This is a genomic window from Pseudomonas hygromyciniae (assembly GCF_016925675.1).
GTDB lineage: Bacteria > Pseudomonadota > Gammaproteobacteria > Pseudomonadales > Pseudomonadaceae > Aquipseudomonas > Aquipseudomonas hygromyciniae.
This window is the reverse complement of sequence record NZ_CP070506.1, coordinates 1,323,446-1,343,761: the sequence shown is the minus strand read 5'-3', so window position 1 is coordinate 1,343,761 and position 20,316 is coordinate 1,323,446. Positions and strand designations below refer to the sequence as shown.

Annotated in this window: 13 protein-coding genes and 3 pseudogenes; all 16 read right to left on the bottom strand. The window is 59.7% G+C overall.

Annotation, left to right across the window (positions count from 1 at the left end; genetic code table 11):
* Nucleotides 1–74: 74 nt before the first annotated feature.
* The 16 genes and pseudogenes from kdsA to uppS all read right to left on the bottom strand — a co-directional run bounded on the left by kdsA (nucleotide 75) and on the right by uppS (nucleotide 20,301).
* Nucleotides 75–920: a 3-deoxy-8-phosphooctulonate synthase gene (gene kdsA / locus JTY93_RS05820; protein WP_010212442.1), complete on the bottom strand. Its 846-nt coding sequence runs from the start codon at nucleotides 918–920 to the stop codon at nucleotides 75–77.
* A gap of 5 nt (nucleotides 921–925) precedes the next feature.
* The gene (gene pyrG, locus JTY93_RS05815; RefSeq protein WP_169996899.1) at nucleotides 926–2,557 is read right to left on the bottom strand and encodes a CTP synthase; all 1,632 of its coding nucleotides are present in this window, start codon (nucleotides 2,555–2,557) and stop codon (nucleotides 926–928) included.
* Nucleotides 2,558–2,830: 273 nt separating this feature from the next.
* Nucleotides 2,831–4,151: pseudogene (gene tilS / locus JTY93_RS05810) on the bottom strand (tRNA lysidine(34) synthetase TilS).
* A gap of 159 nt (nucleotides 4,152–4,310) precedes the next feature.
* Nucleotides 4,311–5,258 (bottom strand): acetyl-CoA carboxylase carboxyltransferase subunit alpha, encoded by a 948-nt coding sequence (locus JTY93_RS05805; protein ID WP_029297260.1) that lies wholly within the window; start codon nucleotides 5,256–5,258, stop codon nucleotides 4,311–4,313.
* 139 nt (nucleotides 5,259–5,397) lie between these two features.
* Nucleotides 5,398–8,920 (bottom strand): annotated as a pseudogene (gene dnaE / locus JTY93_RS05800) (DNA polymerase III subunit alpha).
* A 77-nt stretch (nucleotides 8,921–8,997) separates the two neighbouring features.
* Nucleotides 8,998–9,630 (bottom strand): ribonuclease HII, encoded by a 633-nt coding sequence (rnhB, locus tag JTY93_RS05795; protein ID WP_205477027.1) that lies wholly within the window; start codon nucleotides 9,628–9,630, stop codon nucleotides 8,998–9,000.
* Nucleotides 9,627–10,766: a lipid-A-disaccharide synthase gene (gene lpxB / locus JTY93_RS05790; RefSeq protein WP_205477026.1), complete on the bottom strand. Its 1,140-nt coding sequence runs from the start codon at nucleotides 10,764–10,766 to the stop codon at nucleotides 9,627–9,629. Before lpxB ends, rnhB begins: the two co-directional genes overlap by 4 nt.
* A 2-nt stretch (nucleotides 10,767–10,768) precedes the next feature.
* Complete coding sequence (lpxA, locus tag JTY93_RS05785; protein WP_169996889.1) at nucleotides 10,769–11,545, bottom strand: acyl-ACP--UDP-N-acetylglucosamine O-acyltransferase; 777 nt, start codon at nucleotides 11,543–11,545, stop codon at nucleotides 10,769–10,771.
* Nucleotides 11,542–11,982, bottom strand: a complete 441-nt coding sequence (gene fabZ, locus JTY93_RS05780) for a 3-hydroxyacyl-ACP dehydratase FabZ (protein WP_029297270.1) — start codon at nucleotides 11,980–11,982, stop codon at nucleotides 11,542–11,544. Before fabZ ends, lpxA begins: the two co-directional genes overlap by 4 nt.
* 110 nt (nucleotides 11,983–12,092) lie before the next feature.
* Complete coding sequence (gene lpxD / locus JTY93_RS05775) at nucleotides 12,093–13,148, bottom strand: UDP-3-O-(3-hydroxymyristoyl)glucosamine N-acyltransferase (RefSeq protein ID WP_205477025.1); 1,056 nt, start codon at nucleotides 13,146–13,148, stop codon at nucleotides 12,093–12,095.
* Between the two features lie 3 nt (nucleotides 13,149–13,151).
* On the bottom strand, nucleotides 13,152–13,655 hold the full coding sequence (locus JTY93_RS05770) for an OmpH/Skp family outer membrane protein (RefSeq protein WP_003219314.1): 504 nt from the start codon (nucleotides 13,653–13,655) through the stop codon (nucleotides 13,152–13,154).
* A gap of 45 nt (nucleotides 13,656–13,700) precedes the next feature.
* Nucleotides 13,701–16,088 carry an outer membrane protein assembly factor BamA gene (bamA, locus tag JTY93_RS05765; RefSeq protein WP_169996882.1) on the bottom strand — a complete coding sequence of 796 codons (2,388 nt, stop codon included), beginning with the start codon at nucleotides 16,086–16,088 and terminating at the stop codon, nucleotides 13,701–13,703.
* Nucleotides 16,089–16,162: 74 nt separating this feature from the next.
* Nucleotides 16,163–17,517, bottom strand: a pseudogene (gene rseP / locus JTY93_RS05760) (sigma E protease regulator RseP).
* A 35-nt stretch (nucleotides 17,518–17,552) separates the two neighbouring features.
* Entirely contained in the window at nucleotides 17,553–18,743 is a 1,191-nt protein-coding gene (gene ispC / locus JTY93_RS05755) for a 1-deoxy-D-xylulose-5-phosphate reductoisomerase (protein WP_205477023.1), read from the bottom strand.
* Nucleotides 18,740–19,546, bottom strand: coding sequence for a phosphatidate cytidylyltransferase (locus tag JTY93_RS05750; protein ID WP_205477022.1), 807 nt, complete (start codon nucleotides 19,544–19,546; stop codon nucleotides 18,740–18,742). Before JTY93_RS05750 ends, ispC begins: the two co-directional genes overlap by 4 nt.
* A complete protein-coding gene (gene uppS, locus JTY93_RS05745; RefSeq protein ID WP_205477021.1) occupies nucleotides 19,546–20,301 on the bottom strand; it encodes a polyprenyl diphosphate synthase in 756 nt (251 codons plus the stop codon). The genes JTY93_RS05750 and uppS overlap by 1 nt, the downstream gene beginning before the upstream one ends.
* Nucleotides 20,302–20,316: the final 15 nt, after the last annotated feature.

The window sequence follows — 20,316 nt, the reverse complement described above, 5'->3', positions numbered from 1 at the left end:
AGGCTTGCAGACGACAAAGCCCAGGCCCGGAGGCCTGAGCATAAAACGCGGAAAGTTTACCGGAGAAACGCGGCTTACGCGGTCTCTACTGTCGGAAAACTCTTGACCAGTTCGTCTAACTGCTTGAGCTGGGCCAGGAATGGCTCCAGCTTGTCCAGGCGCAGGGCGCAAGGACCGTCGCACTTGGCGTTGTCCGGATCCGGGTGGGCTTCCAGGAACAGGCCAGCCAGGGACTGGCTGATACCGGCCTTGGCCAGATCCAGCACCTGGGCACGTCGACCGCCAGCGGAATCTGCGCGACCACCCGGCATTTGCAGCGCGTGGGTCACATCGAAGAACACCGGGTATTCGAACTGTTTCATGATGCCGAAACCAAGCATATCCACCACGAGGTTGTTGTAGCCGAAGCTCGAACCACGCTCGCACAGGATCAACTGGTCGTTACCCGCTTCCACGCACTTGTTCAGGATGTGTTTCATCTCCTGGGGCGCAAGGAACTGGGCTTTCTTGATATTGATCACAGCGCCGGTCTTGGCCATAGCGACGACCAGGTCGGTCTGGCGCGACAGGAAGGCCGGCAACTGGATGATGTCGCACACCTCGGCGACCACGGCCGCCTGCTCAGGCTCGTGGACGTCGGTGATGATCGGCACGCCGAAGGCTTGCTTGATGTCCTGGAAGATCCGCATGCCTTCTTCAAGGCCCGGGCCGCGATAGGAGGTCACGGACGAACGGTTGGCCTTGTCGAAGCTGGCCTTGAACACATAAGGGATACCCAGTTTCTCGGTAACCTTTACGTACTCTTCACAGACCTGCATCGCCATGTCGCGGCTTTCGAGCACGTTCATGCCGCCAAACAGCACCATGGGCTTGTCGTTGGCAATTTCGATATCGCCTACACGAATGATCTTCTGGGCCATCAGGTTTACGCCTTCTTCTGATGTTGCGTCAGTGCAGCCTTGACGAAACCGCTGAACAACGGGTGACCGTCGCGCGGAGTCGAGGTGAACTCAGGGTGGAACTGGCAAGCGACGAACCATGGATGATCCGGGGCTTCGACCACTTCAACCAGCTTGCCGTCACCGGAGCGACCGGAGATTTTCAGGCCGGCTTCCTTGATCTGCGGCAGCAGGTTGTTGTTCACCTCGTAACGGTGACGGTGACGCTCGACAATTACGTCCTTGCCGTAGCAGTCGTGCACCAGCGAGCCGGACTCCAGCAGGCAATCCTGTGCGCCAAGGCGCATGGTGCCGCCCAGGTCAGAGCTTTCGGTGCGGGTTTCTACAGCGCCGGTGGCATCTTCCCACTCGGTGATCAAGCCCACGACCGGGTGGCCGCTGGTGTGATCGAACTCGGTGGAGTTGGCGTCTTTCCAGCCCAGCACGTTACGAGCAAACTCGATAACGGCCACTTGCATGCCCAGGCAGATACCCAGGTATGGCACCTTGTTCTCACGAGCAAACTGTACCGCCGTGATCTTGCCTTCCACGCCACGCAGGCCGAAACCGCCTGGAACGAGGATCGCATCAACACCTTCAAGCAGGGCGGTGCCCTGGTTCTCGATATCTTCGGAGTCGATATAGCGCAGGTTGACCTTGGTACGGTTGCTGATGCCGGCGTGGCTCATCGCTTCGATCAGCGACTTGTACGCATCCAGCAGTTCCATGTACTTACCGACCATGGCGATGGTGACTTCATGCTCTGGGTTGAGCTTGGCGTCGACCACGGCTTCCCACTCGGACAAGTCCGCGCCGCCGCACTGCAAGCCGAAACGCTCGACCACAAAATCATCCAGACCTTGGGAATGCAGGATGCCCGGGATCTTGTAGATGGTGTCGGCGTCTTCCAGGGCAATCACCGCACGCTCTTCAACGTTGGTGAACTGCGCGATCTTGCGACGCGAGGAAATGTCGATCGGATGATCGGAGCGGCACACCAGCACGTCCGGCTGCAGGCCGATGGAACGCAGTTCCTTGACCGAGTGCTGGGTAGGCTTGGTTTTGGTTTCGCCAGCGGTGGCGATGTACGGCACCAGTGTCAGGTGCATCAGCATCGCGCGCTTGGCGCCGACTTCGAAACGCAACTGGCGGATGGCTTCGAGGAACGGCTGGGACTCGATGTCACCCACGGTGCCACCGATCTCGACCATCGCCACGTCGGCATCGCCCGCGCCCTTGATGATGCGGCGCTTGATTTCGTCGGTGATGTGCGGGATCACCTGGATGGTTGCACCCAGGTAGTCACCACGGCGCTCCTTGCGCAGGACGTGCTCGTAGACACGGCCGGTGGTGAAGTTGTTGTTCTGGGTCATGGTCGTGCGGATGAACCGCTCGTAGTGGCCCAGGTCCAGGTCGGTCTCGGCGCCGTCGTGGGTAACGAACACTTCACCGTGCTGGAACGGGCTCATGGTGCCCGGGTCGACGTTGATGTACGGGTCCAGCTTGAGCATGGTGACCTTAAGTCCCCGCGCCTCCAGGATGGCCGCCAACGAAGCGGAGGCAATGCCTTTCCCCAATGAAGAAACAACACCGCCCGTGACGAATATGTAGCGCGTCATGAAAAACCCTAGAAGTCTGCGTTAAAGCGGTCGGAGCCGCCGGGGAAAGCGAAGGAAGGCCGAAGCCCCCGATCACCTGCATTAATCACAGTGCACCTTTCAAAAAAACCGCCGCGTTGTGACAGACCAGCAATGGAACACCGGTACGTTGATCGCTACACATTTTTTGGAATCGCCCAGCAAAGACTGCTTGGTAATCGGCAACGACTGTGTTTCAGGAGAATCCACAGAAGTTGTATCAAGAAGGGAGCGTAGTCTACCGGAAAGGCGCTATCAGCTCAAACCTTGATCGCAGGTTGGTGGCGCCCAATGTAATTGCCAGTCATCCCCCTGCCCTATCGAGGCCCTTGCCAGGTTGGCCACGGCCAGTAGGCGGGAGCCCTGGTACAGCAGCGGCAATCTGCCACGGATAAAACCCGGCACCGCACTTTCGTTGAGTAAACGCTTGAGGTCACGCCGGCCACGGCCTGGCACTTCCATGACTTCACCGCCTTGGCGGTAGCCGATGCTCAAAGGGCCTTCGGGGGCATGCCCGCTGAAATACAGCTGGCCGTTGCCAGGTAACTGTAGTGGGTTTTGCGGGCGTGACCAGCTTAACGGAGTGTCGGAAAATTCCGACCAAGCGGCAGCCACCCACCAGATGCGATCGTTGCAACGGTGCAATTGGCCATCGGCCAGACGCCAAACCGGCTGTGCGTCCGCCTTGGCATCACGCAGGGTATTCCAGCCGATCCAGTGCTCGCTGTCGGGCAACGGCGTCAGCGGCGCCAGCCAGTATCGCAGGGCATTACGCTGCCGGGCGTCGGAAAGATCACGCAACGGCGCAAGCACCAAAGATGGCAGCGTTAGCCAGGGAAATTCCGATGGCAGCTGGGCGGCCTGCACATCCAATTGCGCCAGCTCATCGAGCAAGCCTTGGGCCTCTGCCAGATGCCCAGCGGTTCGCGCCAGGGTATTCACGGCCTGAGGCCAGCGCGCGGTGAGCAGCGGGAACAATTGATGCCGCAAATAATTGCGAGAGAAACGTGGATCGCTGTTGGAAGGATCTTCAATCCAGCTCAACTGCTGCCCGCGGGCATAGACCTCCAACTCGGCTCGCGACACGTCCAGCAGCGGCCGCGCCAAGTGCCCCTCGCCCAAGGGACGCTGCGCTGGCATCGCCGCCAGCCCCCCGCACCCCAGCGCCCCGCAGCAGACGGAACAGCAGGGTTTCGGCCTGATCGTCACGGTGCTGGCCAGTGAGTAGCAGCTCCCCTGGGCCAATTGCCTCAGCGAACGCCTGGTAGCGCACATCACGGGCCGCCCGCTCAAGACTTGCACCCGGCTGCACGCACACATACATGACTCGCAGCGACACACCTGCGGCATCACAGACCGCCTGACAATGAGCTGGCCACGCGTCAGCCGCAGCCTGGAGGCCATGGTGAACATGGATCGCCTGCAGGGGCGGCAGAGACTGTTTTTTTGCCAGATCGGCGAGAAGGTGCAGCAGGACCGTGGAGTCGAGTCCGCCGGAGAAAGCGATATGCCAGGCCGAGGCGTTGCGCCACGGGGCGAGGGTTTGCAGAAGTTTGGCGGTTAGAGTTGGTTTCATCGCACGTTACCGCCACAAAACTGGAATACGTTAACCAAGCATATACAAAGCAAATGTGGGAGCGGGCTTGCCCGCGATAGCGGTGTACCAGTCAACCAATCTGGCACTGACACATTACTATCGCGAGCAAGCCCGCTCCCACATGGGTAACGCAGTGGCTTAGAGACCGTAGCTCATCAGGCGCTCGTAACGACGGGCCAGCAGCGCCTCGTTGTCGAACTTCTTGAGCATGTCCAACTGCGCACAGAGCTCAGCGCGGATGGTAGCCGACGCTGCAGCAGGGTCGCGGTGGGCGCCGCCCAGGGGCTCGGCGATCACTTTGTCGACGATACCCAGGCCTTTGAGGCGATCAGCGGTGATACCCATGGCTTCAGCCGCATCCGGGGCCTTTTCTGCGGTTTTCCACAGGATCGAGGCGCAACCTTCCGGCGAGATCACCGCGTAGGTGGAATACTGCAGCATGTTCAATTGGTCGCAAACGCCAATGGCCAACGCACCGCCGGAACCGCCTTCACCAATCACGGTCGCGATGATCGGAGTTTTCAGGCGTGCCATCACCCGCAGGTTCCAGGCAATCGCTTCGCTCTGGTTACGCTCTTCAGCGTCGATGCCTGGGTAGGCACCCGGGGTGTCGATAAAGGTCAGGATCGGCATCTTGAAGCGCTCAGCCATCTCCATCAGGCGGCAAGCCTTGCGGTAGCCTTCTGGGCGCGGCATGCCGAAGTTGCGACGCACTTTCTCGCGCACTTCGCGGCCTTTCTGGTGACCGATCACCATCACGGGCTGGTCGTCGAGGCGGGCAATACCGCCGACAATCGCCGCGTCATCGGAGAAGTGGCGGTCGCCGTGCAACTCGTCAAACTCGGTGAAGATGTGATCGATGTAGTCCAGGGTGTACGGACGGCGCGGGTGGCGGGCCAGGCGCGCGATCTGCCAGCTGGTCAGCTTGCCGAAGATGTCTTCGGTGAGCGTCTTGCTCTTGTCTTGCAGGCGGGAGATTTCATCGCCGATATTCAGCGAATTGTCATTGCCGACCAGGCGCAGCTCTTCGATCTTGGCTTGCAGGTCAGCGATCGGCTGTTCGAAATCAAGAAAATTCGGGTTCATAAGCGTCCGTCTTGGGTCGACGGCCAAGGAGTGCCTGGCCAGCCGGTTGTCTATTCGCGCCCTACCTTAAGGGAGAGGCGCGTCAAGGTCGAGATTAAATGTTGAGTCGAGGTCAGGGGTACAAGGGCAGCCCTGACCGTCAACGGTATTGGAGGAAGACGTTGTCACGCCCGAACTGGTCACGCAATGCTTGAATCAAGCCATCAGCCGGGTCAATTCGCCACGTCTCGCCGAACTGCAACATCGCCTTGGCGTCGTTGCCGGTGTACTCCATGGTCACCGGGCACGCGCCACGGTGGCGCTTGAGCAGATCCCCCAGCCAGCGTAGCTGATCGCCCTTGAGCGCTTCGGTTTTGACCTTCAGGCGCAGGCTTTCGGCCAGGTTGGTACGGGCATCCTCCATGCTCATCACCCGCTTGATGCGCAGGCGCAGGCCGCCGGAGAAGTCATCGTTGCTGACCTCCCCTTCCACCACCACCATCGCGTCGGTCTGCAACAGCGACTGCGCGGAGTGGAAGGCGTCGGCAAACAGCGATGCTTCGATACGCCCGGAACGGTCGTCGAGGGTGATGAAACCCATCTTGTCGCCCTTTTTGTTCTTCATCACCCGCAGGGCAATGATCATCCCGGCGACAGTCTGGGTATCGCGCGCCGGCTTCAGGTCGATGATGCGCTGGCGGGCAAAACGGCGGATCTCGCCTTCATATTCATCAATCGGGTGACCGGTGAGGTACAGGCCCAGCGTGTCTTTTTCACCCTTGAGCCGCTCCTTGAGGGTCAGCTCCTTGGCCTTGCGGTGATTGGCATACACATCGGCGTCTTCTTCGACGAACAGCCCGCCAAACAGGTCGGCATGCCCGCTGTCGTGGGTGCGGGCAGTTTGTTCGGCAGCCTTGATCGCTTCTTCCATGGCGGTCAGCAGTACCGCGCGATTACGGTCGATATTGGCCTGGTAGGCCTTCGGCTCGTCATGGAAATACGGGCCGAGACGGTCAAGTGCACCGCTGCGGATCAGGCCATCGAGGGTACGTTTGTTGATGCGCTTGAGGTCCACACGAGCGCAGAAGTCGAACAGATCCTTGAAAGGACCGTCCTGGCGCGCCTCGGTAATCGCCTCGACCGGGCCTTCGCCCACGCCTTTGATCGCGCCCAGGCCGTAGATGATGCGGCCTTCGTCGTTCACGGTGAACTTGAACTCCGAGGCGTTCACATCCGGCGCGTCGAGACGCAGCTTCATGGTCCGCACTTCTTCGATCAAGGTCACGACCTTGTCGGTGTTGTGCATATCCGCCGAAAGCACCGCCGCCATGAACGGCGCCGGGTAGTGGGCTTTCAGCCAGGCAGTCTGGTATGACACCAGGCCGTAGGCGGCGGAGTGGGATTTGTTGAAACCATAACCGGCGAATTTTTCCACCAGGTCAAAGATGTTACCGGCAAGGTCAGCGTCGATATTGTTGGTGGCGCAACCTTCAATGAAACCGCCGCGCTGCTTGGCCATTTCCTCGGGCTTTTTCTTACCCATGGCTCGACGCAGCATGTCCGCGCCGCCAAGGGTGTAGCCGGCCATGACCTGGGCGATCTGCATCACCTGTTCCTGATACAGGATGATGCCGTAGGTCGGTGCCAGTACTGGCTTGAGGCCCTCGTACTGGTAGTCGGAGTGCGGGTAGGCCAGTTCGGCGCGCCCGTGCTTACGGTTGATAAAGTCGTCAACCATGCCCGATTGCAGTGGGCCCGGACGGAACAGGGCCACCAGTGCGATCAAGTCTTCCAGGCAGTCGGGCTTGAGCTTTTTGATCAGCTCCTTCATGCCGCGGGACTCAAGCTGGAACACCGCAGTGGTCTCGGCTTTTTGCAGCAGGGCGTAGGTCGGCTTGTCGTCCAGCGGGATAAAGGCGATATCCAGCGGCGCCTCATCGACCTTGGCCCGCTCGCGGTTGATGGTCTTGAGCGCCCAATCGATGATCGTCAGGGTCCGCAGGCCGAGGAAGTCGAACTTCACCAGGCCGGCCGCCTCCACGTCGTCCTTGTCGAACTGGGTTACCAGGCCACCGCCTTCTTCGTCGCAATAGATCGGCGAAAAGTCTGTGAGCTTGGTCGGCGCGATTACCACACCACCGGCGTGCTTGCCGACGTTACGCACCACGCCTTCAAGCTTGCGGGCCATGTCCCAGATTTCGGCGGCTTCTTCATCGACCTTGATGAAGTCACGCAGGATTTCTTCCTGTTCGTAGGCCTTTTCCAGGGTCATGCCGACTTCGAAAGGAATCATCTTCGACAGACGATCCGCCAGGCCGTAGGACTTGCCCTGCACCCGCGCCACGTCGCGGATAACTGCCTTCGCCGCCATGGAACCGAAGGTAATGATCTGGCTTACCGCGTTGCGACCGTATTTTTCGGCTACATATTCGATAACCCGGTCGCGACCATCCATGCAGAAGTCGACGTCGAAGTCGGGCATCGATACCCGTTCCGGGTTCAGGAACCGTTCGAACAGCAGGTCATATTCCAGCGGATCAAGGTCGGTGATCTTCTGTACATAGGCCACCAGCGAGCCCGCACCCGACCCCCCGGCCAGGCCCCACCGGCACACCATTGCTTTTGGCCCACTGGATAAAGTCCATTACGATCAGGAAGTAACCGGGGAATCCCATCTGGATAATGATATCCAGCTCGAAATTCAGCCGATCGACATACACCTGGCGCTTGGCCTCGTAGTCTTCGGTGGTGTCCTTGGGCAACAGGACCGCAAGACGCTCCTCCAGGCCATCGAAGGACACCTTGCGGAAATATTCATCGATGGTCATGCCATCGGGAATCGGGAAGTTGGGCAAAAAGTGTTTGCCCAGCTTCACTTCGATATTGCAGCGTTTGGCAATTTCGACGGAGTTTTCCAGGGCCTCGGGCAAATCGCTGAACAACTCAGCCATTTCCTCGGCGCTTTTGAGGTACTGCTCTTCGCTGTAGTTCTTCGAGCGCCGTGGATCGTCCAGGGCCCGGCCTTCGCCGATGCACACCCGGGTTTCGTGGGCTTCGAAGTCTTCCTTCTTGATAAAGCGCACATCGTTGGTGGCTACCAGCGGCGCACCCAGCTTTTCCGCCAGGGCTACGGCAGCGTGCAGATGCTCTTCATCGTTGGGGCGATTGGTGCGCTGGACTTCCAGGTAGAAACGGCCAGGAAAGACCTTCATCCACTCACTGGCCAGCACTTCGGCCTCGTGCGGGTTACCACCCAGCAACGCGATACCGACCTCACCCTCTTTGGCGGCCGACAGCATGATAAGCCCTTCGCTGGCCTCGGCCACCCATTCGCGCTCGATGATGATCGAGCCATTGCGCTGGCCGTCGATGAAACCACGAGAAATCAGTTCGGTCAGGTTGCGGTAGCCCACGCCGTTCATCGCCAGCAGGCTGATACGGCTCAGGGCGTTGTCCGGATCTTTGTTGGACAGCCACAAGTCGGCGCCGCAGATCGGCTTGATCCCGGCGCCCATGGCATTCTTGTAGAACTTGACCAGGGAGCACATGTTGTTCTGGTCAGTGACCGCGACGGCAGGCATGTTCATGCCCACCAGGGTTTTGACCAGTGGTTTGATCCGTACCAGGCCGTCGACCAGGGAGTATTCAGTGTGCAGGCGCAGGTGAACGAATGAAGCCGGCATAGTGATCCTGTCTAGATACGTGTGAAAACAACAAGGCCCGGATTGTACCGGGCCTTGAGTAAAACATCAGCCTGCGCCTAAATCTCGACCAGACTTTCGCGCACCTCGTAAGCCTGGCGCACCGGGGCAAACGAGCGGCGGTGGATCGGTGTAGGGCCCAATCGCGCCAGGGCTTCCAGATGAACGGGCGTCGGGTAGCCTTTGTGGCCACCGATGCCATAGCCCGGATAGATCAACTCGAACGCCGCCATTTCACGGTCGCGACTGACCTTGGCCAGGATCGAGGCGGCGGCAATCGCCGGAACTTTGCTATCACCCTTGACCACTGCTTCGGCGGGCATCGCCAGCTTCGGGCAGCGATTACCATCGATCATCGCCAGCTTCGGGGTGATGTGCAGGCCCTCGACGGCGCGCTGCATGGCCAGCATCGTGGCGTGGAGGATATTCAGCTCGTCGATTTCCTCGACTTCAGCCCTGGCGATATGCCAGCTGAGGGCCTTTTCGCAAATTTCGTCAAAAAGCTTTTCACGACGGGCTTCGGTGAGTTTCTTCGAATCGTTGAGGCCGAGAATCGGGCGATTCGGGTCAAGAATCACTGCCGCAGTGACCACCGCGCCGCACAGCGGGCCGCGCCCTACCTCATCGACACCGGCGACCAATTCGTGTGTTTGAGCGACCAAGCTGAAATCCAGGCCCATTTGCGTCTTCATAGGGTTTCCTGCTGGCGGCCGATCAAGGTCAACACGGCGTCTGCGGCCTGGTTCGACGCATCACGGCGCAAGGTACGGTGAATTTCGTCAAACCCGCGGGTCTGCTCTTCGCCACCGTCGATCAACGGCAAAATGGTCTGGGCCAATGCCTCGGGCGTCGCAGCGTCCTGCAGCAACTCCGGCACCAACAAGCGCTGGGCAAGCAGGTTGGGCAAGGAGATGTAGGGACTTTTAACCATGCGCTTGAGAATCCAGTAGGTCAGCGGCGCCAATCGATAGGCCACGACCATTGGGCGCTTGTAGAGCAAGGCCTCCAGCGTGGCAGTACCAGAAGCGATCAACACCGCATCACACGCGGCCAAGGCCAGATGGGAACGTCCGTCAAGCAGCGTCAACGGCAGGTTGCGCCCCACCAGCAAGGCCTCGATCTGTGCTCGCCGCTGCGGGCTGGCGCACGGCAGCACAAAACGCACTCCAGGCTTCAAGGCCAGCAGGCGCTCGGCCGCATCAAAAAACAATGCACCCAGGCGACCGACTTCACCACCACGACTGCCCGGCATCAACGCCACCAACGGCCCGTCGGGCAGGCCCAACTCGGCGCGGGCGGCGGGGCGGTCAGCCTGCAGCGGGATGGTATCGGCCAGGGTATGGCCGACAAACCTTACCGGCACGCCCTGCTCTTCGTAGAACCGCGCCTCGAAAGGCAGCAGGGTCAGCATCAGGTCGCAGCCCTCGCGGATCTTCAAGACACGCTTTTGTCGCCACGCCCACACGGACGGACTGACGTAATGCACGGTCTTGATTCCGGCCTGACGCAGTTTGAGTTCGATATTGAGGGTGAAGTCCGGGGCGTCGATACCGATAAAGACGTCCGGTTTTTCTGCAATCAGGGCCTGGATCAGCAGTTTGCGCCGAGCCAGTAGCTCACGCAGGCGCCCCAATACTTCCACCAGCCCCATGACCGACAACCGCTCCATGGGAAAGTAGGAAGTCAGGCCTTCAGCCTGCATCAACGGGCCGCCGACCCCAATGAATTCGACCGCTGGATGCTGCACCTTGATGGCGCGCATCAGGCCAGCGCCGAGGATATCGCCGGAAGCTTCTCCGGCCACCAATGCAATACGCAGCGTGGCCATGATCAGCGGGTGATGCCGCGAGTCGATGCCTGGATCGAATCACGGAACATGGCAACTTCGGGAAACAGCGCCGCCGGCTCGGCCAACTCGGCGAGCGCTTGGTCAACCGTCAGGCCCTGGCGATACACCACCTTGTAGGCGCGACGCAGGGCGTGAATCGCCTCTTCGCTGAAACCGCGTCGGCGCATGCCTTCGAAATTCATGCTGCGGGCTTCGGCTGGGTTACCGAATACTGTGACGAACGCCGGGACATCCTTGCCAATAGCAGTACCCATGCCGGAAAAGCTGTGAGCGCCGATATGGCAGTACTGATGCACCAGGGTGAAACCGGACAGGATCGCCCAATCGTCAACGTGTACATGGCCGGCCAGCGCGGTGTTATTGACCAGGATGCAGTGATTGCCAATCACGCTGTCGTGACCGATGTGCGCGTAGGCCATCACCAGGTTGTGATCGCCCAGGGTGGTTTCTGCCCGGTCCTGCACAGTACCGCGATGAATGGTCACGCCTTCACGAATGATGTTGTGATCACCGATTACCAGGCGGGTTTCTTCACCCTTGTACTTCATGTCCGGCGTGTCTTCGCCTACCGAGGAAAACTGGTAGATGCGGTTGTGTTTGCCTATGCGGGTCGGACCCTTGAGGATCACGTGCGGCCCGATGACTGTCCCCTCGCCGATTTCCACACCTGCGCCGATGATCGACCAAGGGCCGACCTCAACGTCGGCGGCCAGCACGGCCGTCGGATCGATGATTGCGCGAGGGTCAATCAAACTCATAGTTTGCGTTCCGCACAGATGATTTCGGCGGAACACACAGGCTTGCCGTCAACGGACGCCTGGCATTCGAATTTCCAGATCTGGCGCTTGCAGCTCACGAACTTGGCTTCCAGGATCAACTGGTCACCTGGGGTGACCGGGTTGCGGAAGCGCAGCTTGTCGGAGCCCACGAAATAGTAAAGCGTGCCGTCGGCAGGCTTCAGGTCGAGCATTTTAAAACCCAGGATACCAGCGGCCTGCGCCATCGCTTCGATGATCAATACGCCCGGCATGATTGGATGCGCGGGAAAGTGACCATTGAAGAATGGTTCGTTGATGCTGACATTCTTGTAGGCACGAATGCGCTTTTCCTCAACATTCAGTTCCACTACGCGGTCCACCAGCAGGAACGGGTAACGGTGAGGCAGGTATTCGCGAATCTCGTTGATGTCCATCATTTCGGGGGGAAGCCTGTAATAAAGATTGGGAGCGCGCGGACTAAGGCACGCCCCTCTAGCAAATCAAGAAGGCAGTCTAGCTGCTGTGCACACTTGATATGGAAATGGTATCAGCCATCTGATGAAACATTACTGCCAGGGGTCACGTCCCCAACACGCTTTTCCAGATGTTTCAGGCGCCGTGCCATGTCGTCGAGCTGCCTTAAACGGGCCGCGCTCTTGCGCCACTCGGCTGCGGGTTGCATCGCCGTACCGGAAGAATAGGCCCCAGGCTCAGTAATCGAATGGGTCACCATGGTCATGCCGGTAATGAATACGTTGTCGCAAACTTCAATATGGCCCACCAGCCCGACACCGCCGGCCAGCATGCAATGCTTGCCGATCTTGGTGCTGCCGGAGATGCCGACGCACGCAGCCATGGCCGTGTGATCGCCAATCTGTACGTTGTGGGCGATCTGGATCTGGTTGTCCAGCTTCACACCATTGCCAATCACGGTATCGGCCAGGGCCCCGCGATCAACCGCAGTGTTGACGCCAATCTCCACATCATCACCGATCAACACACCGCCAACCTGGGCAATCTTCTGCCAGATGCCTTTCTCGTTGGCAAAGCCGAAGCCTTCGCCACCGATCACGGCACCCGACTGAATCACCACCCGTTGCCCGATACGCACATCGTGGTACAGGGTCACACGTGGCGCGAGCCAGCCGCCCGCGCCGACTTCACTGCGGGCGCCGATAAAGCAATGAGCCCCTACAGTCACGCCTGCACCAATGCGCGCACCACTCTCGATCACCGCGAAAGCACCAATGCTCGCCGCAGGATCAACCTGGGCGTCATCAGCGATCACGGCAGAAGGATGAATGCCTGGGGCAGCCTTGGGTTTCGGATCGAACAGGTGGGACACCCGCGCGTAAGCCGCGTAAGGGTCGGCCACCACCAGCGCATCCCCGGCAAACGCCTCGGCATCAGCGGCCTTCAGCAATACTGCTGCGGCCTGGCTGTCGCCCAGGTATTTACGGTATTGGGGGTTTGCGAGGAAGCTCAACTGAGCTGGGCCAGCCTCCTGCAAGGTGGCTAGCCCAGTGATTTCCTTCTCCTTGGAGCCACGCAAGGTGGCCCCCAGGAACTCGGCCAACTCGCCGAGTTTGATAGTCGCGGTCATGGCTTACTTCAGCTGGTTCATGCGCTCGATCACCTGGCGGGTGATGTCGTATTGAGGCTTGACGTCGATCACGGCGCCACGCTCGAAGACCAGGTCAAAGGCACCTTTCTTGATGACTTCTTCCACGGCGCTGTCGAGTTTTGGCTTCAGTTGCTTGAGCATTTCACGGTCGGCCACAGCCTTGGCTTCGTTCAGTTCCTTGGACTGGAATTGATAGTCACGGGCCTTTTGCTTGAATTCAAGCTCCAGACGCTCGCGCTCGCCTTGCTGCATTTTGTCGCCACCGGCGACCAGGCGATCCTGGATACCTTTGGCGCTGCTTTCCAGAGTCTTGAGCTTGGTCAGTTGCGGACCGAATTTTTTCTCGGCATCTACCGCGTACTTCTTGGCCGCGTCGGATTCCAGCAGGGCCATCTGATAGTTCAGGACGGCGATTTTCATTTCGGCAAACGCCGGGGTTGCGACCAGCACGGTTGCCAGAAGAACCAATTGAGTCAACTTACGCACGATGCACTCCTACAGAATCCGTTGTCGTTATCTTGGGTCGGACGCTTAGAACGTCTGGCCGAGGGAAAATTGGAAAATCTGGGTTTCAGCGTTATCCGGTTTCTTGACTGGCATCGCCAAGGCGAAGCTCAACGGACCAAGGGCGGTAATCCAGGTCACACCCACACCCACGGAACTGGCCAGATTGCTCAGGCTTACGTCGTTGCACTGGGTGTTGGACTTCAGGCCGCTCGGGTTACGAATCTGCTCGCACTTGGAGTCGAATACGTTACCCACATCCCAGAAGACCGAAGTCCGCAGGGAACGCTGGTCCTTGACGAATGGCAACGGGAACAGAATTTCCGCACCACCTTGAATCAACACGTTACCACCGAATGGCAGCGGGTCATTGTCCGAGTCACGCACAGTGCCGACGTTACCGGTTTCGGCAACACCACGGCTCGGCGTACCACGAGGACCCAGGGTGCTGTCCTTGAAGCCACGTACGGAGTTGAAGCCACCGGCGTAGTAGTTCTCGTAGAACGGCAGGCCATTGGTCGAACCGTAGCCGTCACCATAGCCCAGTTCGGTGTGCAGGCGCATGGTGTAGTTATCGCTCAACGGCGTGAACAACTGGCCACGGTAGTCGAGTTTGAAGAACGACAGATCGCTACCTGGGGTGGTGGTTTCCAGGGTCAAGCTCTGGGAGTGACCACGGGTGGCCAGCACGCCTTTGTTCAGGGTGGACTCGGACCAACCGGCCGAGGCCTTGAAGTTGAGGAACTTGTCACCTTCGCGGCGGGTGAAGTCGAAGATCTCGTCCACGGTGTAGACACCGGTCTTGATCTCATCCTGCTGCGCAGTCAGGCCGAAGGTCAGACGCGAGGTCTCACTGATCGGGTAGCCCACGTTGACGCCGGCACCCAGGCTGTCGATCGCATAGCTTGCAACGTCGACGTCGAGGTCTTTGTAGTCGGTGGTGCGGTAGAAGGCGTTGTAGCCCAGGCTCACACCGTCAGCAGTCCAGTAGGGGTCCACGTAGCCGAAGTTGTAGCGGCTCTGGTATTCACTGCGGGTCAGGCCGATGGAAACCTTGTTACCGGTACCCAGGAAGTTGTTCTGGGTAATCGAGCCACCGAGGATCAGGCCGGCACTCTGTGCAAAGCCGACACTGGCAGTGATCGAGCCGGATGCTTGTTCTTCCACGGCGTAGTTAACATCGACCTGGTCATCCACACCCGGTACGGCCGGGGTTTCGACGTTGACTTCCTTGAAGAAGCCCAGGCGCTCAAGACGGGTCTTGGACTGGTCGATCAGGTAGGTCGAAGCCCAGCCACCTTCCATCTGGCGCATTTCGCGACGCAGCACTTCGTCCTCGGACTTGGTGTTGCCCCGGAAGTTGATACGGTTGACGTAGGCACGCTTGCCCGGATCGACGACAAAGGTGATGTCCACGGTGTGGTCATCATCATGTGGGGTCGGCACGCCGTTGACGTTGGCGAAGGTATAGCCTTCGTTACCCAGGCGACGGGTGATCAATTCGGATGTGGTGGTCATCAGCTTGCGCGAGAACACCTGGTCCTTCTGGACCAGCAGCAGGGACTTGACCTGGTCTTCAGGCACTTTCAGGTCGCCGCTGAGCTTCACGTCACGAACGCGGTACTTCTCGCCTTCGTTGACGTTGACCGTGATGTACACGTGCTTCTTGTCCGGGGTGATGGACACCTGGGTCGAAGCGATATCCATGTTGATATAGCCACGGTCCAGGTAGTAGGAGCGCAGACGCTCCAGGTCACCGGAGAGTTTTTCACGGGCGTACTTGTCGTCGTTCTTGAAGAACGACAGCCAGTTGGTGGTCTTGAGTTCGAACAGGTCGATCAGATCGTCGTCGGCGAACTTGGTGTTGCCCACCACGTTGATGTGCTGGATCGCCGCCACGGTGCCTTCGTTGATGTTGACCTTCAGGCCGACACGGTTGCGCGGCTGCGGCACCACTTCGGTTTCCACGGAAGCGGAGTAACGGCCTTGGGCAACGTACTGACGCTGCAGCTCGTTACGCACGCCTTCGAGGGTGGCACGCTGGAAGATCTCGCCTTCGGCCAGGCCGGATTGCTTGAGACCTTTCATCAAGTCTTCAGTGGAGATCGCCTTGTTGCCTTCGATCTCGATACTGGCGACAGAAGGTCGCTCGACGACAGTGATGACCAGGACGTTGCCTTCACGACCCAGCTGGATATCTTGAAAGAAGCCGGTTTTGAACAGCGCACGAGTGGATTCCACCAGGCGACGGTCGTCAGCCTGTTCCCCAACGTTCAACGGCAAGGCGCCAAACACGCTACCCGCGGAAACCCGCTGGAGGCCGTTGACGCGAATATCGGAGATGGTGAAGGACTCGGCGTGAACTTCGGCGATCATCAATACGGTGAGAACCGCAGTTAGCAGCAGACGTTTCATGAAGTCCTTTCTTATTCCAACTGGCAATAAACAAACTGCCGCAAAATGCGGCAGATTCGCAATTCAGCGAAGCGTTACAGACGTCCCAGATCGTTGACCAAGGCTAACAACATCACCCCGACCACCAAACTGATACCGATCTGTATCCCCCAACCCTGCACCCGATCCGACAAGGGGCGACCACGCACCCACTCGACGAGATAAAACAACAGATGCCCCCCATCCAATACTGGAATGGGCAACAAATTCAGAACCCCAAGGCTAATACTCAGATAAGCCAGGAAATTCAGGAAATCAGCAACGCCCGACTGGGCAGAAGCGCCCGCCACTTTAGCAATGGTTATCGGTCCACTCAAGTTTTTTACCGAGAGCTCGCCGAACAACATTTTCTTCAGCGAATCGAGGGTGAGCACACTCATGGTCCAAGTGCGTCGCGCACCCTCGCCAATTGCCGCCAACGGCCCGAAGCTGACCTCTCGCACCATCGATGGCGGCCACTCGACACCTTTGACCCCCCGCCCCCCAGATACCCGCCGGCCGCCTTGGCCTCCCCGCGCACCGCGAGGGTGACAGGGACGTCGATTTGAGCACCGTCGCGCTCTACTTTCAGCACAATTTTCGTATCAGGACGTACACGAACCAGATCGACTACTTGCTGCCAGTCGCCAAGTGCCTGACCATCAAGGGCCAGCAAACGATCACCGGTCTTCAGACCGGCGGCCTGGGCCGGCCCCTTCGGATCGAGCTCTGCCAGCACTGGCGGCAGCGCCGGGCGCCAAGGGCGAATCCCCAGGGACTTGATCGGATCAGGCTCGTCGGCGCCCTTGAGCCACTGGTCCAGGACCAGCTCACGCGGCGTCTGCGCCGTGGAGTCCTGCTCGCGCACCACCAGTTGTACGGTGCCGCTCTCACCCAGACGTCGCACCAACTGCAGATTGACCGCCCCCCAACCGCTGGTCGGCTCGCCATCAATAGCAACAATTTCCTGCCCAGCGCTCAAACCAGCCTTGGCTGCAATACTGCCCGCCTCCACCGCACCGATGACCGGACGCACCTGCTGGCTGCCCAACATTGCCAGGACCCAGAAGAACACCATGGCCAGCAGAAAGTTGGCGATCGGCCCGGCAGCTACGATAGCGATACGCTGACGAACGGTCTTGCGATTGAAAGATTGATCCAGCTGATCTGCCGGCACTTCGCCTTCGCGCTCGTCGAGCATCTTGACGTAGCCGCCCAGGGGAATGGCGGCAATCACGAATTCAGTCCCACGTCGGTCATGCCAGCGCAGCAGCGGCATGCCAAAACCCACGGAAAAACGCAGGACCTTGACGCCACAACGGCGCGCCACCCAGAAATGACCAAATTCGTGGAAAGTGACCAGTACACCCAGAGCAACCAGGGTGCCGACAATCATGTAGAGCGCACTCATCTAATCTCTCCGCATTCCAATCCCGCGCCTGCCCACTAACCTGCGTGGCGTTTCAACCATTGCTCGGCCAAGACCCGGGCCTTGGCATCCGCCTCGAACACGGCGCCCAAATCATTCACGGCAACCACCGGCTCGAGACTCAAAATTTCCTCGATGATACTCGCGATCTGTGGGAAGCGGATGCGCCGATCAAGAAACGCGGCAACCGCGACCTCATTGGCCGCATTCAACATCGCCGGAGCGCTGTTGCCCGCCTCTGCCGCTTCACGTGCCAGGCGCAGGCAAGGGAAACGCTGATCATCCGGCGCCTCGAAATCCAGGCGTGCAATGGCAAACAGGTCCAGGGGCGCCACACCCGAGTCGATACGCTCAGGCCATGCCAGGGCATTGGCAATCGGCGTGCGCATGTCCGGGTTGCCCAACTGGGCCAACACCGAACCATCCACATAGTCGACCAGGGAATGAATCACGCTTTGCGGATGAATCACCACCTCGACCCGCTCGGCCCGGGCGTCAAATAGCCAGCAGGCCTCGATCAGCTCCAGGCCCTTGTTCATCATGCTCGCCGAATCCACCGAGATCTTGCGCCCCATCGACCAATTGGGATGAGCGCAAGCCTGATCGGGAGAAACGTGCTCCAGTTCGGCCAACGGTGTCTTGCGGAACGGCCCACCAGAAGCGGTCAGCAGGATGCGCCGCACGCCCACCTGGCTCAGGCCGCGGGCAAAGTCGCCCGGCATGCACTGAAAAATCGCATTATGCTCGCTGTCCAGCGGCAACAGCACGGCGCCGCTCTTGCGCACCGCCTGCATAAACAGCGCGCCGGACATCACCAGCGCCTCTTTATTGGCCAACAGGATCTTCTTGCCTGCATCGACCGCCGCCAGGGTTGGCCGCAAGCCAGCGGCACCGACAATGGCGGCAACCACGGTATCCACTTCAGAAGCAGCGGACACCTGGCACAAGCCCTCCTCGCCGACCAGCACTTGAGTGCCCAGGCCGGCAGCCCGCAGGTCGTCCTGCAAACCACGGGCAGCAACGGCATCCGGTACCACTGCAAACTGCGGCACATGCCGCACGCACAGCGCCAGCAGTTCGCTCAAACGACTGAAGCCGGTCAGGGCGAATACCTGGTAGCGCTCGGGATGACGAGCGATCACATCCAGCGTGCTCAAGCCCACCGAGCCAGTTGCCCCCAGCACTGTCACCTGCTGTAGGCGGCTCACGAAGCAGCCATCCACAACAGCACGGCAAATACCGGGATCGCCGCCGTCAGGCTGTCAATGCGGTCCAGCACGCCACCATGGCCCGGCAGCAGGTTACTGCTGTCCTTGATACCAGCCTGGCGCTTGAACATGCTTTCGGTCAGGTCACCGACCACCGAGATCAGTACCACCACTGCCGCGCCGATCAGGGCCAGGAGGATTTGCTTGGCTTCCCACTCACGCACAACGCCGACGACCAGGGTAATCAGCAACGTCAACGCCAGCCCGCCGTACACCCCTTCCCAGCTCTTGCCGGGACTGACTGCCGGGGCCAGCTTGCGCTTGCCAAAGGCACGGCCGGAGAAATACGCACCGATATCCGCGCCCCAGACCAGCACCATCACCGCCATGATCAACCAGTTGCCCAAGGCCATATGCTTGATATAGACCAGACCCTGCCAGGCCGGCAGTAGGATCAGCAGGCCGATCACCAGCTTGCAGGCAACACTGGACCACTGAGCTCTGGTCCGCGGGTAGGTCAATACAAGGAATGTTGCCAACGCCCACCACAGTACCGCCGCCCCGAGCACCCAGGGTGCGACATCCGGCAGGATGTACATCAGGAACAGCAGCAACGCGACCACGGCGGCATACACCACCCGCGGCAACTGCTCGGCAAACCCTGCCAGGCGCGCCCACTCCCAGGCGCCCAGGGTCACGACCAGGCCAATGAACAGCGCAAAGCCGGCGCCTTCGAGCAGGAAAAACCCGCACAAGGCGATCGGCAGCAGGATCAGTGCCGTGATGATTCGTTGTTTAAGCATTAAACCCGGGCTCCAGCTTCGATCTGCTCGCTCGTTTTACCGAAGCGACGCTGACGGGAAGCGAAATCGGCCAGTGCATTACGCATGGCATCGTGTTTGAAGTCCGGCCAGAACAGGTCGGAGAAGTACAGCTCGGTATAGGCCAACTGCCACAACAGGAAATTGCTGATGCGGTGTTCGCCCCCGGTACGGATGCATAGATCCGGCAACGGCAGGTCGCCGGTCACCAGGCAGGTTTGCAACAACTCGGGCGTGATGTCTTCCGGGCGCAAATGGCCAGCCTGCACTTCACGCGCCAGGCGCTGTGCAGCCTGGGCAATATCCCATTGTCCGCCATAATTGGCGGCGATTTGCAGGACGAAGCGGTCGCTGCCGGCGGTGATCGCCTCGGCTTCACGCATGGCCGCCTGCAGCTCCGGATGGAACCGCGAGCGATCGCCAATGATGCGCAGGCTGATGTTGTTGTCGTTGAGACGCTTGGCTTCGCGACGCAAGGCCTTGAAGAACAAGTCCATCAAGGCGCTGACTTCGTCGGCCGGGCGCTGCCAGTTCTCACTGGAGAAGGCAAACAAGGTCAACACCTCGACCTTGGCCTCGGCACACACCTCGATCACCGCCCGTACCGCATCGACACCCGCTTTATGCCCGGCGACACCCGGCATAAAGCGTTTTTTCGCCCAGCGATTATTCCCATCCATGATGATCGCGACATGGCGCGGCACCACGGAGGGCACAGTCTGCTTGGTCTTTTCCATGAAAGCGTCCTGACC

What these genes read in the sequence shown, in the direction of transcription:
- kdsA (WP_010212442.1), bottom strand. Translation starts at nt 920, where the DNA reads ATGGCCCAGAAGATCATTCGTGTAGGCGATATCGAAATTGCCAACGAC.
- pyrG (WP_169996899.1), bottom strand. Translation starts at nt 2,557, where the DNA reads ATGACGCGCTACATATTCGTCACGGGCGGTGTTGTTTCTTCATTGGGG.
- JTY93_RS05805 (WP_029297260.1), bottom strand. Translation starts at nt 5,258, where the DNA reads ATGAACCCGAATTTTCTTGATTTCGAACAGCCGATCGCTGACCTGCAA.
- rnhB (WP_205477027.1), bottom strand. Translation starts at nt 9,630, where the DNA reads ATGAAGACGCAAATGGGCCTGGATTTCAGCTTGGTCGCTCAAACACAC.
- lpxB (WP_205477026.1), bottom strand. Translation starts at nt 10,766, where the DNA reads ATGGCCACGCTGCGTATTGCATTGGTGGCCGGAGAAGCTTCCGGCGAT.
- lpxA (WP_169996889.1), bottom strand. Translation starts at nt 11,545, where the DNA reads ATGAGTTTGATTGACCCTCGCGCAATCATCGATCCGACGGCCGTGCTG.
- fabZ (WP_029297270.1), bottom strand. Translation starts at nt 11,982, where the DNA reads ATGATGGACATCAACGAGATTCGCGAATACCTGCCTCACCGTTACCCG.
- lpxD (WP_205477025.1), bottom strand. Translation starts at nt 13,148, where the DNA reads ATGACCGCGACTATCAAACTCGGCGAGTTGGCCGAGTTCCTGGGGGCC.
- bamA (WP_169996882.1), bottom strand. Translation starts at nt 16,088, where the DNA reads ATGAAACGTCTGCTGCTAACTGCGGTTCTCACCGTATTGATGATCGCC.
- JTY93_RS05750 (WP_205477022.1), bottom strand. Translation starts at nt 19,546, where the DNA reads ATGCTTAAACAACGAATCATCACGGCACTGATCCTGCTGCCGATCGCC.
- uppS (WP_205477021.1), bottom strand. Translation starts at nt 20,301, where the DNA reads ATGGAAAAGACCAAGCAGACTGTGCCCTCCGTGGTGCCGCGCCATGTC.